Source organism: Natronococcus sp. A-GB1, assembly GCF_029688845.1.
In the GTDB taxonomy this organism is placed as follows: Archaea; Halobacteriota; Halobacteria; order Halobacteriales; family Natrialbaceae; genus Natronococcus.
The window spans coordinates 111,171-125,761 of record NZ_JARUKW010000013.1; the positions used below are offsets into that span (position 1 = coordinate 111,171).

Sequence of the window (14,591 nt, forward strand, 5' to 3'; positions counted from 1 at the left end):
ACGCTCACTCCTCGACGATGTTGACGTACCTGATCTCGATGTCGACGTCACCGTTGGCGTGTTGCTCGACCCGCTGATTGAGCTCCGAACCCAGTCCGGGGGCGGTCTCCCCGGGCGGTCCGCCGATCGTGACGATCACCCGTTCGGGGCTCTGGATCGGATAGTCCTGGTCCATGAGCACCTCGATCTCGAGGAACTGGTACTGTTCGAACTCCTCCTCGTCGAGTGCGAGTATTACCTCCTCGCGGGCGTTCTCCTCGAAGTTGCCAGCCTGGTACGACGAGTAGGTGATCGCCCCGAGAAACACCGAGAAGACGAGCACGATCACGACGAGTCCGACGACGCGCTTTCGGACCCGCTTTTCGGTCGGACCGAGTTCGAACAGGCTCTCCGGTCGATACCCCAGATACCACAGCGTCAACAGGCCGGCGAGGTTCACCGAGAGCACGTTGACGAACACGAGCGCGGTCGAACCGATCGCGGCCGCGGGCTGGCCCCAGGCGATCGCGATCCCCGCGGCCGCGGCGGGCGGGATCAGCGCCGCCGCGATCATCACGCCGACGAGCGCGACGGAGATTCCCGTCGCGATGCTGACGATCCCCGCGACGCCGGCGCCGAGCGCGACCGCCAGCGAGAGCAGGTCGGGCGCGAGGCGTTCGGAGATCTCGTCGACCTCCGCAAGCTCGAGTCCGGGCGGAACGATGTTCGTAACGTGGACCGACCAAGCGAAGACGGCCGCCGCACCGATCGCGAAGACGATACCGATGAACTGGTAGGTCACGCTCTCGACGAACAGGTCCTCGTCGTCGATCACCGAGCCGACGCTGGCACCGAGCGCCGGACCGATCAGCGGCGCGATCACCATCGAGCCGACGACGACCGCCGGCGAGTCCAGCAGCAGTCCGGCGGTTGCGACGATCGCACTGATGATCGTCATCGTCGAGTAGACGCCGAACGTCGGCGTCAGCGACTCCGCTTCGGTCTGGAGCTCCTGTCTCGAGATCCGATCCGATTCGACGTCGCCCTCCTCGTACTCCTCGCGAAGCGCCTCGAACCGTCGAGAGACGACCGTCTCCGCATCGACGACGACCGTGTACGCGTCCTCCCCGACCCCCGCCTCCTGAAGCTCGTCGAGCACCGGCTCGACGGCCGGCGCCGGCAGCGGAAAGTAGACGACCGCCGTGTAGTCCCGGTCGCTCTCTTCGTCGGTGACGACGTAATCGATCCCTCGATCGTCGAGCGTCTCGAGGATCGTCTGTCGCTTTCCTGTCGGAACCGTCAGCTGTACGAGCCGCACAGCTGGTACGTCGACCCCAGGGGTCATAATTCCGGACGCTTTCGGTATGCTGTCGGTCGGTTTCGCCGCTACGGCGATTGCCGGGTCGCGCATTCGGAGACCGGGGACGAACACCCGGTCGTTCGTGAACTATACCCGTCTCGCGTTCCTCCCGGACGCTATGGCACACCGCGTCACCGTCTCGCTCGACGACGAGACGAAGGCGGCCCTCGAGACGCTCGCCGGCGAGACTGGAAGAGGACAGAGCGAGGTCGTCCGACGCGCGCTGTCGTTTTACGCCGCGAACTTCGAGGCCGCGAGCGGGCGACCGAGCGACAACTTAGAACAGTACTACCAGATGCTCTCTTCCGGCGAGCACGTCCTGCTCGACGTCGACTTCCTGCACGCCTTCCTCGAGCACCTCTATGCGGGTGGCGATCCCGATCCGGCGTTCGTCGAGGCGGCCGACCGGGTCTCGGACTACCACGCAAGGGAGTACGAAGCGCGGTTCGAGGGTATCGGCGAACTCCTCGAGTGGCTCTCCTTCTGTGGCTTTCTCGAGGTCCGTGACGAGGCCAGCGGGGTCTACCACGTCGTCTTCCCGTCGGAGGCGATCCAGTGGTTCATGACCCGCTTTATCGAGCGCAGCACCGCCTCGATGCCGATCGAACTCGAGATCGAGCGCGGCGTCTCGAAGACGATCGTCGCCGAGCGCTCGAGCGGCGAGTAGCCGGCTCTTCATACGAGATCATACTCGATCATACGACAGGCTGCTCGAGCGGTCACGTCGGCGGGGCCGTATGATCCGCGCTCAACAACCCTTATGCTGCTCTCGAAGAGCGGATACTGTGTACACTCACCATGGGTATTGTAGACAGGTTGAAAGCGATCGGACCGGGCGCGCTCGTCGCGGCGGCGTTCGTCGGTCCGGGAACCGTCACGACCGCGAGCGTCATCGGCGCGGAGTACGCCTACGTGCTCGTCTGGACGATCGCCTTCTCGATTCTGGCGACGATGGTCCTCCAGGAGATGAGCGCGCGGCTGGGACTGATCTCCCGCGAGGGGCTGGGCGAGGCGCTCAGAGACGAGTTCTCGAATCCGTTGGCGAAATGGGCGTCGGTCCTGCTCGTCGTCAGCGCGATTGGGATCGGCACGGCGGCGTTCCAGACCGGCAATATCGTCGGCGGCGCGGCCGGCCTCGCGACGATCACCGGCGTCAGCGAGAACGTCTGGGGGCCGTTGATCGGGATCGTCGCGGGCGCCCTGCTCTGGTCGGGCAACTACAAGCTGATCGAGCGCGTGTTTATCGGCCTCGTCGCCGTTATGGGTGGGGCGTTCCTGCTCAACGCGATTATGGTCCGTCCCGACCTCGGCGCGCTCGCCGGCGGCCTCGTCCCGACGATTCCGGAGGGATCGGCGTACCTGATCGCGGGGCTCGTCGGCACCACCGTCGTGGGCTACAACCTGTTCCTGCACGCGAGCACCGTCCAGGAACGCTGGGACGGCCCCGACGACCTCGCGGAGTGTCGAACCGACACGATCGGGATGATCGTCGTCGGCGGGCTGATCACGACGGCGATCGTCGTGACCGCAGCCGCAGTGTTCCCCGAGGGGACCACGATCGCCGACGTCGGCGAGATGGCCGACCAGCTCGAGCCCGTCTTCGGCGGCTACGCGCTGACCTTTTTCGCGATCGGCCTCTTCGCGGCCGGCTTCACGAGCGCGATGAGCGCGCCCCTTGCGGGGGCCTACGCGACGGCCGGCGCGCTCGGCTGGGAGCGCGATCTGAAATCGACCCGGTTCCGGGCGATCTGGGTGACGATCCTCTCCGTCGGGGTCGTCTTCTCGGCGGTCGGCTTCGATCCGGTGCAGGTGATCGTCTTCGCGCAGGTCGCCAACGGCCTCCTGCTGCCGATCATCGCCCTATTCCTCATCTACGCGATGAACAACACCGAACTGCTCGGCGAGTACACGAACAGCACGCTTCAGAACGTCCTCGGTGGGCTCGTCACGCTCGTCGTCGTCGGCATCGGCGTCCAGACGCTCTACGACGTCCTGATCGTCGAGGGCTGGCTCGAGGTGCTGGTCGGCTTCGCCGTCTTCTGAGGCCTTCTTACTTCCATCCATGCACGATACAACTACATCCGACGAACGCACGGACACACGATCAGCAGACGCCGACGCCACCCGGATCGGCGTCGACGTCGGCGGCACCTTCACCGACGTCGCCCTCTCGGTCGACGACCGCCTCGTCACGGCCAAGGTGCCGACGACGACGGACAGACAGCACGTCGGCGTCCTCGAGGGGATCGCGAAGGCTTGCGACGACGCCGACATCGACCCCGGCGAGATCGACGCCTTCGCCCACGCGATGACCGTCTCGGTCAACGCCTTACTCGAGCGCGGCGGCGCGAAGACGGCGCTCGTGACGACCGAGGGGTTCCGGGACGTCCTCGAGATCGGCCGACAGGATCGGCCCGATCTGTACGACCTCGAGACCGAGAAGCCGGAACCGCTCGTTCCCCGGCGACGGCGGTTCGAGATCGACGAGCGCACGACGGCGGCGGGCGTTGAACGCCCGGTTGACCCCGAGGAGGTCCGCGACCTCGCGGCGACCCTGCGCGAACGGGACGTCGAGAGCGTCGCGATCTGTCTGCTCCACGCCTACGCCGACGCCGACAACGAGCGACGAGTCGCCGAGATCCTGCGCGAGGAGCTCGAGGTGCCGGTCTCAGCCTCCCACGAGGTGCTCGCGGAGTTCCGCGAGTTCGAGCGGACCTCGACCACCGCGGTCGACGCCTACGTCCGTCCAGCGATCGACCGCTACGTCGGCCGACTGGTCGACGAGTCCGAGGAGCTCGGGCTACCGGCCCCACAGATCATGCAGGCCAACGGCGGCATCGCCGACCCCGAGACCGTTCGGGAACACGCCGTGACGACGACGCTATCGGGGCCGGCGGCGGGCGTCGTCGGCGCCGCCGCGACCGTCGACGACGCCGACGTCGAGGGGCTCGTCACGTTCGACATGGGCGGCACCTCGAGCGACGTGAGCCTCGTCCGCGAGGGCGAGGCCGAACGAACGACGGACGCCGAGATCGACGGCCTCCCGATCCGAACGCCGATGGTCGACGTCAACACCGTCGGTGCCGGTGGCGGCTCGATCGCCTGGGTCGACGACGGCGGCGCACTCCGCGTCGGCCCCCGATCCGCGGGCGCCGAACCCGGCCCCGTCTGCTACGGGAAGGGCGGCACCGAACCGACCGTCACCGACGCCAACGTCGTGCTGGGCTACATCGGCCCCGACACCGCACTCGGCGGCGAGATGACCCTCGACGTCGAGGCGGCCCGCGACGCGCTCGCCGATCTAGCCGAGGAGGCCGGCCTCGAGGACGCGCTCGAGGCCGCACGGGGAATCTACCGGGTCGCGAACGCGACGATGACCCGCACTATTCGGTCAGTAACCGTCGAACGGGGCCACGATCCCCGCGAGTTCGCGCTGGTCGCCTTCGGCGGCGCAGGCCCGATGCACGCCGCGGCGCTGGCCGACTCGCTGGGCGTCGACCGCGTCGTCGTCCCCCGACCCGGCGGAGTGCTCTCGGCGTTCGGGCTGCTCGCGGCCGACGAGAGCTACGACGCTGCCCGGACCGTCCAGCTCGCTCGCGCGGACGCGGATCCCGATCGGGTCGATGCCGTCTACGACGAGCTCGTCGAGCGCGTGCTCGCGGACGCCTCCGACCCCGACGCCGCGCGGATCGAACGCGCCGCCGACTGCCGGTACGCCGGACAGAGCTTCGAACTCACGGTGCCCGTCGACGACTCCGTCGACCTCGAGGCCGTCACCGAGCGGTTCCACGCTGCCCACGAGCGCGCCTACGGCTACCGAATGGACGAGGCGGTCGAGATCGTCACACTCAGAGCGTCGGCCACCGTCGAGGGCGCCTCGCCGATCGTCCGTCACGAGGGAGGGGGCGATGCCCGTCTCGGTACGCGCGAGGTGTACTTCCCTGACACCGAGGGAGCCCAGACGACGACGGTGTACGGGCGCGACCAGCTTCAGCCGCGAACGACGGTGTACGGCCCTGCGGTGCTCGAGCAGGCCGAGAGCACGACCGTCGTCCCGCCCGGCTGGGCGGGTGACATGCTCGAGGACGGAACCGTCGTCATGACGGGGGATGATTCCCGATGAGCGACACACAAATCGATCCGATCACCCTGGAGGTACTGCGCAACCAGCTCGAAGGCGTCGCCGAGGAGATGGGTCAGACCCTCATCCGAGGCGCGTACTCGCCGAACATCAAGGAACGTCGCGATTGCTCGACGGCGTTGTTCGACGCCGAGGGCCGGATGATCGCCCAGGCCGAGCACATTCCCGTCCACCTGGGCGCGATGCCCGAAGCCGTCGACGCCGTCCGCGAGTACGATCCCGAACCCGGCGACGTGTTCGTCCTCAACGACCCGTTCGCGGGCGGTACCCACTTGCCGGACGTGACGATGGTGTCGCCGATCACTGTCTCGGACGACGTCGTCGGCTACGCGGTCTCGCGGGCCCACCACGCCGACGTCGGCGGGATGACCCCCGGCAGCATGCCGGCGGGCGCCCGCGAGATCTACCAGGAGGGGCTCAGGCTCCCACCCACGAGACTCGTCGAGGGCGGCGAGATTCGCGAGGACGTCCGCGCACTGGTGCTCGCGAACGTTCGCAACCCCCGCGAACGGCGGGCCGACCTCCGGGCGCAGCTGGCGGCGAACGAACGGGCCGCCGAGCGCCTCGAGGCGCTGTTCGACGAACACGGCCGGGAGACCGTCCTCTCGGGGTTCGACGCCGTGATCGACTACTCCGGCGATCGGATGCGCGCCAAGCTTCGTGAACTCCCGGACGGTAGCTACGAGGCGACGGACGTCCTCGAGGGCGACGGCATCACCGACGAGGACGTCGAGATCCGGGCGTCGGTGACGATCGAGGGGGCGTCGGTCGAGGTCGACTTCGCGGGGACCGCGGGTCAGTTGAAAGGGAACCTCAATGCGCCGCTGGCCGTGGCGAAGAGCGCGGTCTACTTCGTCGTCCGTTGCGTTACGGACCCCGAAATTCCGCCGAACGACGGCTGCTACGAGCCCGTCACCGTCGACGCGCCGGAGGGGTCGCTGTTGAATCCGACCCCGCCCGCCGCGGTCGTCGGCGGCAACGTCGAGACCAGTCAGCGGGCGACGGACGTCGTCTTCGCCGCGCTCGCGAAGGCCGCACCCGAGCGCGTCCCCGCCCAGAGCCAGGGGACGATGAACAACCTGACCGTCGGCGCCCGCGACGGCTCCTTCACCTACTACGAGACCATCGGCGGCGGTTTCGGCGCTCGAGCCGACAGCGACGGCATGGACGGCGTCCAGGTCGGGATGACGAACACGCTCAACACGCCCGTCGAATCGATCGAGACGGAGTACCCGTTCCGGGTCGACCGCTACGCCCTGCGACCCGACAGCGGCGGTCGCGGCCGGTTCCGCGGTGGTCTCGGCCTCGAGCGGACGCTCACCGTCGAGACCGACGCGACGGTGTCGTTGCTGACCGAGCGGCGTCGCCACGCGCCACGCGGCGTTGCGGGCGGCGAGGACGGCGTCGTCGGCGAGAATCTGATCGACGGCGATCCCGTCGCCGCCAAGACGACCGTCGACGTCGAGGCTGGGACAACGATCACCGTCCGAACGCCCGGTGGTGGCGGCCACGGCGATCCCGACGAGCGCGATCCGGCTGCGCTCGAGGAGGATCGAGCGGACGGCGCGATTACGGACGGTGAGGAGCCGTGATCGACGACGACGACGACCCAGAACGATCCGTCCGACTCGGGCTGATCGTCCCCTCCTCGAACACGACGGCCGAACCCGAGTTCCGCGAGTTCGCCCCCGGGGGGACGACCGTCCACGCGGCGCGGATGGCCCTCGAGGACGTCACCGTCGACGCGCTCGACGCGATGAGCCACGACGCGGTTCGAGGGGGCGAGCTGCTCGGACACGCCGACGTCGACGCCGTCGCCTACGCCTGTACGACCGGTAGCCTGCTCCACGGTCCCGGGTTCGACGCCGAACTCGAGGCCGACATTAGCGAGGCGGCGGGCGTTCCGGCCGTCGCGACGGCTCGGTCGGTGTGCCGAGCCCTCGAGGCCCTCGGCGCCGAGCGGATCGCCGTCGTCACGCCATACACCGCCGACCTCGACGCGAAGGAACGCGAGTTCCTCGAGGCGACGGGCTTCGAGGTCGTCGCGATCGAGGGTCGGGGGATCGAAGCGAATACAGAAATCGGTGCGCTCGAACCGACGAACGCCCGCAAGCAGGTACTGGAGGTGGTCGACGCCGACCTCGCGGCGTCGATCGACGCCGCGTTCCTCTCGTGTACGAACTACCGCTCGCTCGACGCTGTCGACACGCTCGAGGCCGAACTCGGCGTTCCGGTGATAACGAGCAACGGCGCGACGCTGTGGGATCTCTGTCGCCGCCTCGATATCGCGGTGGAGGCGCCGGGAGCGCTGTTCGCGGAGCCGTCGCGCCACGTATAAACCTCGGCGAGACGACGATCGGGTATGTTCGACACCCGTCCCGACCGCGAGGCCGAGGTGGCCCTCGTCGGCCGCTCGAACGTGGGCAAGTCGACGCTCATGCGCGAGATCACCGGTCACACGTTCGACACCGGCGGTAAACCCGGCGTCACCCGCGAACCCAACCACTTCGACTGGACCGCCGAGGACTTCGTCGTCACCGACCTTCCCGGCTTCGGCTTCATGAGCGGCGTCGACGAGGATCGCCGCGAGCAGATCAAGACCGATATCGTCCGCTACCTCGAGGAGTACGCCGACAACGTTCTCGTGGCCGTCCTCGTCGTCGACGGCAAGAGCGTCATCGACATCATCGACCGCCACTCCGGCCCCGACGAGATCCCCTACGACGTCGAGATGTTCCACTTCCTGCGCGAGCTTGATATTCCGACGGTCGTCGCGGTCAACAAGATGGACAAGGTCGACGACCGCGACGAGCGACTGAACGAGCTCTGTGACCGTCTGGGACTGCTCCCGCCCTGGAAGCAGTGGCAGGAGACGATCGCGCCGATCACCGCCAAGAAGGGGCGGATCGACCCCCTGAACGAGGCCGTTCGCGACCACCTCCACGAGCAGGGCCGGGACGACTTGTTCAAGTTCTTCTAACGATCGGTTGCGCTGCGATCTATCGCGGTCGCGTGCTCGCGACCGCGTCGTCCTCCGACAGACGGTCGATCCGCAGCGCCGAAACGCTGGGTTTTCCGAGCTCTCGTTCGCTTTCGCTCGCGGTCGAGAGCGGTACAGCAGCCTGCCCTCCCCCCGAGTTGCGCGACTCTCGCAGTGCTCGAGCCGCGCGCCCGGCCGCCGGACCCGTCCCCAAGGCGTGTGCTGACTAGTGACGGGGCTGTACCGCGTTTGGGGCTGTCCCGCCGCTTAACCGTCCGATAATAATAGCTCGAGCGACCACCTCCCGGATATGGACGACGATCGAGGGGCCGGTGTCCCGGCCTTCGAGGTGCGGACCACCCGACGCGGACTCTTCGGACTCGGTGCGGCGAGCCTGCTCGCGCTGGTCGGCGCCGGAACGACTGCGGCCAGCGACGGCAGCGACGAGGAGTCGAACGGACGGCTCGTGTTCATCTACGACGATAGCTGGCGCGAGGACTGGGACCAGACGTTCCCGGTTCACCAGGAGGAGGGCGTGCCGGCCTGCTGTGCGGCCGTCACGGAGTACGTCGACACCGGCTGGGGGCTGCTTCCGGAACACCTCCGCGAGATGGAGGCGGAAGGGTGGGAGATCATGTCACACACTGCGAGCCACGGTGTCGTCGGAAACCTCTACCTGACTGCGCCCGCAGAGCCGGACGATCAGCGGCTCTCGTTGAACGCGAGCTTTCTGGCCGACCGCGACGGCGAGCCGATCGTCGTCGGCGACAGCGACGGAACGGTCGAGAACGTGATCGCTGGCGGCGGCGAGGACGACGACGGGTTCTACCTCGAGCTCGAGGAGCCGATCGGCGAGTCGTTCGCGGCCGAGGAGACGTTCGTTCGCTTCACCGACGAGCGGATCCACGAGGAGGTCGTCGGCTCGAAGGCGGAACTCGAGGAGATGGGCGTCGACGTCGACTACTTCGTCTCCCCCTTCGGCCGCAGCGAGGGACTGGTCGAGGAGCTGGTCGAAGAACACTACGCGGGCTTTGCGAACCGCGAGGGGAACGGGCTGAACGGAATCGCCGACATCGACCCGTACGATCTCGGACGAACGAGCATCGACGGCCGGTCCTCGACCGAGTCCGAGATCGAGGCGTTCTACGACCAGGTCGCCGCTGGCGAGTACCTCGGGATCGTCGTCGGCCACAGCCAGTTCGACGAGACGACCGAAGAGCGCGTCCGCTTTGCCATTCAGGAGGCGAAAGCGCGGGACCTCGAGATCGTCACGCTTCGCGAGGCGCTCTCGGACCTCGAGGTCGGACCCGACGAGATGCTGGGGAGCGATGAAGACGGTGAGGAAGACGACGATCAGGACGCCGAGAGCGACGGCGACGGTGAAGCCGACGACGGCGAGGCGGCGACGAACGAGAGCGCGAGCGACTCGAGCGGGAACGGCGCTGGCTCGACCGTTCGGGAGAACGGTCCCGCGATCGCCGCCGGAACGGGGCTGCTCGCGACCGTCGCGGTCGCGGGGCGGGCTGCCCTCCAGCGTCTCAGGGAGTGAACGCGGTCGGGACACCTCCTCGAGGACACTCGCATCGACCCCCGGCAGACGACGGCCGGCGACGGCTTCTTGAACGTGACCGTGGTCGGTACGGACGATGGTCGAACTCGGGCAGGTTGCGATCTGTCGCTACACGGGACGCATCGTCGACGACGGAGAGGCGGGAAAGCCGTTCGACACCACCGACCCGGAACTCGCGAGGGAGGCGGGAATCTACCACGACGACCGCGACTACGCCCCCCTCGAGATCCGCGTCGGCGAGGGGGCGGTCGTTCCGGGCGTCGAGCGGACGCTGCAGGAACTCGAGGCCGACCCCGAGGAGCTGCCCGTCGAGACGACGGTCCGCCTCGAGCCCGACGAGGCGTTCGGCGAGCACGAGGAGGAGTGGGTCGTCGAGTTCCCGCTCGAGGAGATCGACGACTCACCGGCCGAGGGCTCGCTCGAGACCGAGACGCAGGTCCACACCGACGACGGAAAGACCGGCTGGATCACGGCTGTCGACGACGACACCGCCACCGTCGACTTCAACCACGAGCTCGCGGGCGTTCCGGTGGAGATCGAACTCGAGGTGCTCGAGGTGCGCGAGAGCCCGTCACCCGGGGAGTGACGATCGAACAAACTCCGCGTCGTGCCCCGTCGAACGCCTGCGATCCGCGCTACGAGAGCCGCTTTCGCATCCGGAGGCCCGCGAGCGAGACGTCCGCGGTCATCTCGAGTGCGACCGTCTCGTCGGGGTCATACCCCCGAGTACGGTAGAAGTCGATGGCGTTCTTCGAGGCGACGAGAACGAGTTTCGCAAGTCCCCTCTCGCGGGCGATCCCCTCGAGTCGCTCGAGAATCGCCGTTCCGATCCCCTCGCCGACGGCGTCCGGACGAACGTAGACGGCCACGATCTCGGCGGTCGACTCGTCGCGCTCGGCGGGATCGCGATCGAGCCAGCCGAACCCGACGACCCGGCCGTCCCGTTCTGCGACGAGGACGTCGATCCCGGCCTCGCGCTCGCCGATCGGATATCGCTCGGGGTGGACGTTCGCGAGCCAGGCCCGCAGCTCCCGCTCGTCGTAGCCCGCGCCGCGCTCGCGGATCGCCGCGGCGTGAACGTCCGCGATCGTGTCGGCGTCGCCCGGTTTCGCGCGTCGAATCCCGATGCCCGACACGGTCAGGCGACCCGGTTGTGGAACGACTCGCCACGTTTCGCCCGGTCGACGTTCTCCCGGACGAGGTCGCCGACGGCCCGGTAGTAGTCCTCCGAGAAGGCCGCACAGTGAGGTGAGACGATCACGTCCTCCATCCCCCACAGCGGCGACTCCTCTGGCAGCGGTTCGGTCTCGAAGACGTCCAGCGCCGCGCCCGCGATCGACTCGGTCTCGAGGACCTCGATCAACGTCGGTTCGTCGACGACCGGGCCGCGGCCGACGTTGACGAAGTAGGCGTCGTCGGCCATCGCGGCGAAGACGTCGTCGTCGAACATGTGGTGGGTCTCCTCGGTCAGCGGCAGCGTCACGATCACGAAGTCGGCGTCGGCGACGGCCTCGAGCAGGTCCTCGCTCGCGTAGACCGCCTCGAACCCCTCGACGGGGTCGCCCGAGCGGCGAACACCCGTGATCCGAACGCCCAGCGACCCCAATACCTCGGCGACACCGCTGCCGAGCGTTCCCGTACCGACGACGCAGGCGGTCGTCCCCGGCAGCGTGAAGCCGTCGTCCCACTCGGGTTGCTCCCAGCGTCGCTCCTGCTGGTTCGCGACGTGTCGGTGGAGACGTCGGGCGAACGCGAGCAGGTAGCTCGCGACGGTCTCGCCGACCCAGCGGTCGTGGATCCCCGTGCTGTTGGTCAGGAGGACGCCCCGCTCCTCGAACTCCTCGAACGGGAAGCGGTCGACGCCGGCCTGGATCGAGTGAATCCACTCGCACTCGAGGAAGGCGTCGCGGTGCTCGAGGGTGACGACGGCGTCACAGGAGTCGATCTCGTCGTCGCCGATAACGGCGACGTCGACGGGAAGCTCCGAGAGGGAGTCGGCGAGCTCCGACGGCGGAAACACCAGTTCGACCGATTCGTGAACGCCCAGTCGCTCGAGTTCGGGGTGCATGGCCGACCGGTACGAACGACTCGGGGTTCAACTTTGTGTCCCGCTCCCACACGGGAGAAACGACTTTGGAACGAGCTCCCCTCCCGGACCCTCATTCCAGCTCTTCGAGCGCGAGCGGAGACTCCGGAAGCGTCTGTCCGCCGTCGACGACGAGCGACGCGCCGGTGACGTACCCCGCCTCCTCGGAGGCGAGGTAGGCGACCGCGTGTCCGATATCCTCCGGGGTGCCGAGCGTCCCCTTCGGAATCGAAGCGCGCATCCGGTCGAGGTACTCCTCGCCCAGGTCGTCGAGTCCGCCAGTCTGGATATTCCCCGGCAACACCGCGTTGATCGTGATGTCCGCGTCGGCGACTTCCATCGCCGCCGTTCGCATGAATCCCAGCATCGCGGCCTTGCTCGCGCCGTAGTGGGTCCAGCCGGGATAGCCGACCATCGGTCCCGTGATCGAGGAGGTGAGAACGATCCGACCGTACTCCTGCGCTTTCATATGCGGAAGACACGCCTGCACCGACAGGAGCACGCTCTTGACGTTGACGTCGAGGACGTCGTCCCAGTCGTCTGTCGACAGCTCGTCCAGCGGTGCGGAGGGATAGATCCCGGCGTTTGCACACAGGATATCGATCCGACCGTGCTCGTCGACGACGGCCTCCGCGAGCGCATTCGTCTCGTCGGGATCGGTCACGTCGACCGGTACTGCCATCGCCTCGCCCGATAGCTCGCCGGCCGTTTCTCGAGCGGCGTCCTCGTCGATATCGGCGACGACGACCGTCGCTCCCTCGTTCGCGAGTACCTCGGCGATTCCCTTTCCGATGCCGCTCGCTGCGCCCGTAACGATCGCTACCGCATCGTCTCCCGTCATGCGCCTCCGGACCACGAGCAACAACATAAAGCTACGACGCGCCGGAACTCTCGAGGACGTCTCCACCCGGTCGTGAAAGCGAATACGGCAGCTACGGCTGAGGGAAGTAGCGATGGCGGCTCGGGGAAAATCCCTCGTCACAAGGGGCTCAGAGGGGGTAACTCTTCGTCACGGCCGCCACGACCGATCTACGCCGGTCGCACGCAAAAACCCCACGCAACGGACCGCTCGAGCGGGCCGAACACCGGCGGCTCGAACGGAGTCCGGCTCTCGAACGTCCACCGCTTCGTCTACGACCGCCAGTTCTCGAGCTCGCGCAGTTCCTCGACGACGTCCTCGAGCGCCTCCGGCTCGAGTAACCCGCGCTCGGTAGCGACCTCGCTCACGCAGTCGGCGGGCGTGACGTCGAACGTCGGGTTCGCCACGTCGATACCGGCCTCGCCGTCGTACACGGCCGAGCGGTCGCCGGACTCGAGGTTCAGCTCCTCGCGGGTCGAGAGCTTGTCAGTGGCGGCGACGACGGTCACCGGAACGCCCTCCCGTGCAGCGGCGACCGCCAGCGCCCGAGTTCCGGTCTTGTTCACGACCGCGCCGTCGGCCCGGATCGTGTCCGCGCCGACGAGCAGCCGGTCGACGTCCTCGGTCGCGAGCAGGTGCGCCGCGGCCGCGTCGGTGTGCAACGTGACAGGAACCTCGTCGGCCAACGCCTCGGCGACGCCGACGCCTTCCCGTGTGGGTCGGGACTCGGCGATGAACACCCGCGACGGCTCGCCCGCACGGAGCGCCTCGAGGACGGTGCCCGACCGCGACAGCGTCATGGCGCTCCCCTCGAGCATGTCGGCCGCGGTCGCCGCCGCCTCCGCGTCGGCCTCGAGCGCGCGGTCGATCCCTGTGAGGGCGGCCTCGAGGGCGGCGGGTGCGCCGACTGCTTCGTCCCCGCCAGTCGCGTCCGCGTCGGCCATCACCCGGTTCACACGGTTTCGCAGGACCGCCATCGAGGGCCGGGCCTCGAGCAGCCGACGAGCGAGTTCGGCGAGCTCGTCCCACTCCTCGTCGGGGTTGCCCGCGTCCTCGTCAGTGTCACGCTCGGCAACCAACAGTCCGGCGCGATCCCGAAGAACCTCGAGTGCGCGGATCGACAGGTAAGCGGCGCCGTGCTCGCCGTCGGCCGCGATCGAACGAACCGTCGGCGCGACCCGCTCGTAGGCGGACCACAGCTCCGGCACCGTCTCGCGGCCCGAATCGGGGTCGACAACCTCGGTCGGGGGAACCCACTCAGCGGTGTCGTGCTCCTCGCTCAGTTCGACCTCACGGTCCTCGCAGTCGAAGAGATAGGGGTGGACGACCCACTCGCGCTCGAGGTCCGCATCGGTAAACTCGACGGACCGGCCCGAGCGGACGAGCGAGACGGCGTCGTCCTCGAGGCCGGTTTCCTCGTGGATCTCCGTGCTGACCTGGTCGTCCGGCTCCCCTTCGGCAAATCCGGAGATCCCGCCCCACTGCCCTGCGTAGGTGCCGACGGCGTCGCTGCGGTGCAACAGGAGCACGTCGCCGTCGCTGCGGAGGAAAGCGGTGACGACGTGAGAACGGTCGCGGTCGTCGTCTGCGTCGGTAGTCGCGGTCATACCCGACTC

At 68.1% G+C, this 14,591-nt stretch carries 13 protein-coding genes; 8 read left to right on the forward strand and 5 right to left on the reverse strand.

The features are described 5' to 3' along the window. Positions 1-4: 4 nt before the first annotated feature. A complete protein-coding gene (locus tag QA600_RS15600) occupies positions 5-1,297 on the reverse strand; it encodes a TIGR00341 family protein (RefSeq protein WP_278292875.1) in 1,293 nt (430 codons plus the stop codon). A gap of 160 nt (positions 1,298-1,457) precedes the next feature. Here QA600_RS15600 and QA600_RS15605 point away from each other — a divergent pair, with 160 nt between their 5' ends. From QA600_RS15605 to QA600_RS15640, 8 genes are all read left to right on the forward strand, one after another. Continuing rightward, the gene (locus QA600_RS15605) at positions 1,458-2,006 is read left to right on the forward strand and encodes a ribbon-helix-helix protein, CopG family (RefSeq protein WP_278292876.1); all 549 of its coding nucleotides are present in this window, start codon (positions 1,458-1,460) and stop codon (positions 2,004-2,006) included. 131 nt (positions 2,007-2,137) lie between these two features. Next, complete coding sequence (locus QA600_RS15610) at positions 2,138-3,382, forward strand: Nramp family divalent metal transporter (RefSeq protein ID WP_278292877.1); 1,245 nt, start codon at positions 2,138-2,140, stop codon at positions 3,380-3,382. 19 nt (positions 3,383-3,401) lie between these two features. After that, the gene (locus tag QA600_RS15615) at positions 3,402-5,462 is read left to right on the forward strand and encodes a hydantoinase/oxoprolinase family protein (protein ID WP_278292878.1); all 2,061 of its coding nucleotides are present in this window, start codon (positions 3,402-3,404) and stop codon (positions 5,460-5,462) included. Then, positions 5,459-7,072: a hydantoinase B/oxoprolinase family protein gene (locus tag QA600_RS15620; RefSeq protein WP_278292879.1), complete on the forward strand. Its 1,614-nt coding sequence runs from the start codon at positions 5,459-5,461 to the stop codon at positions 7,070-7,072. Before QA600_RS15615 ends, QA600_RS15620 begins: the two co-directional genes overlap by 4 nt. Continuing rightward, entirely contained in the window at positions 7,069-7,818 is a 750-nt protein-coding gene (locus QA600_RS15625; RefSeq protein WP_278292880.1) for an aspartate/glutamate racemase family protein, read from the forward strand. The genes QA600_RS15620 and QA600_RS15625 overlap by 4 nt, the downstream gene beginning before the upstream one ends. 24 nt (positions 7,819-7,842) lie before the next feature. After that, positions 7,843-8,460 carry a GTP-binding protein EngB gene (engB, locus tag QA600_RS15630; RefSeq protein ID WP_278292881.1) on the forward strand — a complete coding sequence of 206 codons (618 nt, stop codon included), beginning with the start codon at positions 7,843-7,845 and terminating at the stop codon, positions 8,458-8,460. Between the two features lie 310 nt (positions 8,461-8,770). Then, positions 8,771-10,009: a polysaccharide deacetylase family protein gene (locus tag QA600_RS15635; protein ID WP_278292882.1), complete on the forward strand. Its 1,239-nt coding sequence runs from the start codon at positions 8,771-8,773 to the stop codon at positions 10,007-10,009. A gap of 97 nt (positions 10,010-10,106) precedes the next feature. Beyond that, positions 10,107-10,616, forward strand: a complete 510-nt coding sequence (locus QA600_RS15640) for an FKBP-type peptidyl-prolyl cis-trans isomerase (protein WP_278292883.1) — start codon at positions 10,107-10,109, stop codon at positions 10,614-10,616. 49 nt (positions 10,617-10,665) lie between these two features. Here the strand turns inward: QA600_RS15640 and QA600_RS15645 are convergent, their stop codons facing one another. From QA600_RS15645 to QA600_RS15660, 4 genes are all read right to left on the reverse strand, one after another. Further along, positions 10,666-11,166 (reverse strand): GNAT family N-acetyltransferase, encoded by a 501-nt coding sequence (locus QA600_RS15645; protein WP_278292884.1) that lies wholly within the window; start codon positions 11,164-11,166, stop codon positions 10,666-10,668. A gap of 2 nt (positions 11,167-11,168) precedes the next feature. Then, on the reverse strand, positions 11,169-12,098 hold the full coding sequence (gene ddh, locus QA600_RS15650; RefSeq protein ID WP_278292885.1) for a D-2-hydroxyacid dehydrogenase: 930 nt from the start codon (positions 12,096-12,098) through the stop codon (positions 11,169-11,171). A gap of 91 nt (positions 12,099-12,189) precedes the next feature. Continuing rightward, the gene (gene fabG / locus QA600_RS15655; RefSeq protein ID WP_278292886.1) at positions 12,190-12,957 is read right to left on the reverse strand and encodes a 3-oxoacyl-ACP reductase FabG; all 768 of its coding nucleotides are present in this window, start codon (positions 12,955-12,957) and stop codon (positions 12,190-12,192) included. Positions 12,958-13,247: 290 nt separating this feature from the next. Next, positions 13,248-14,582, reverse strand: coding sequence for an NUDIX domain-containing protein (locus tag QA600_RS15660; protein WP_278292887.1), 1,335 nt, complete (start codon positions 14,580-14,582; stop codon positions 13,248-13,250). Positions 14,583-14,591 lie beyond the last annotated feature (9 nt).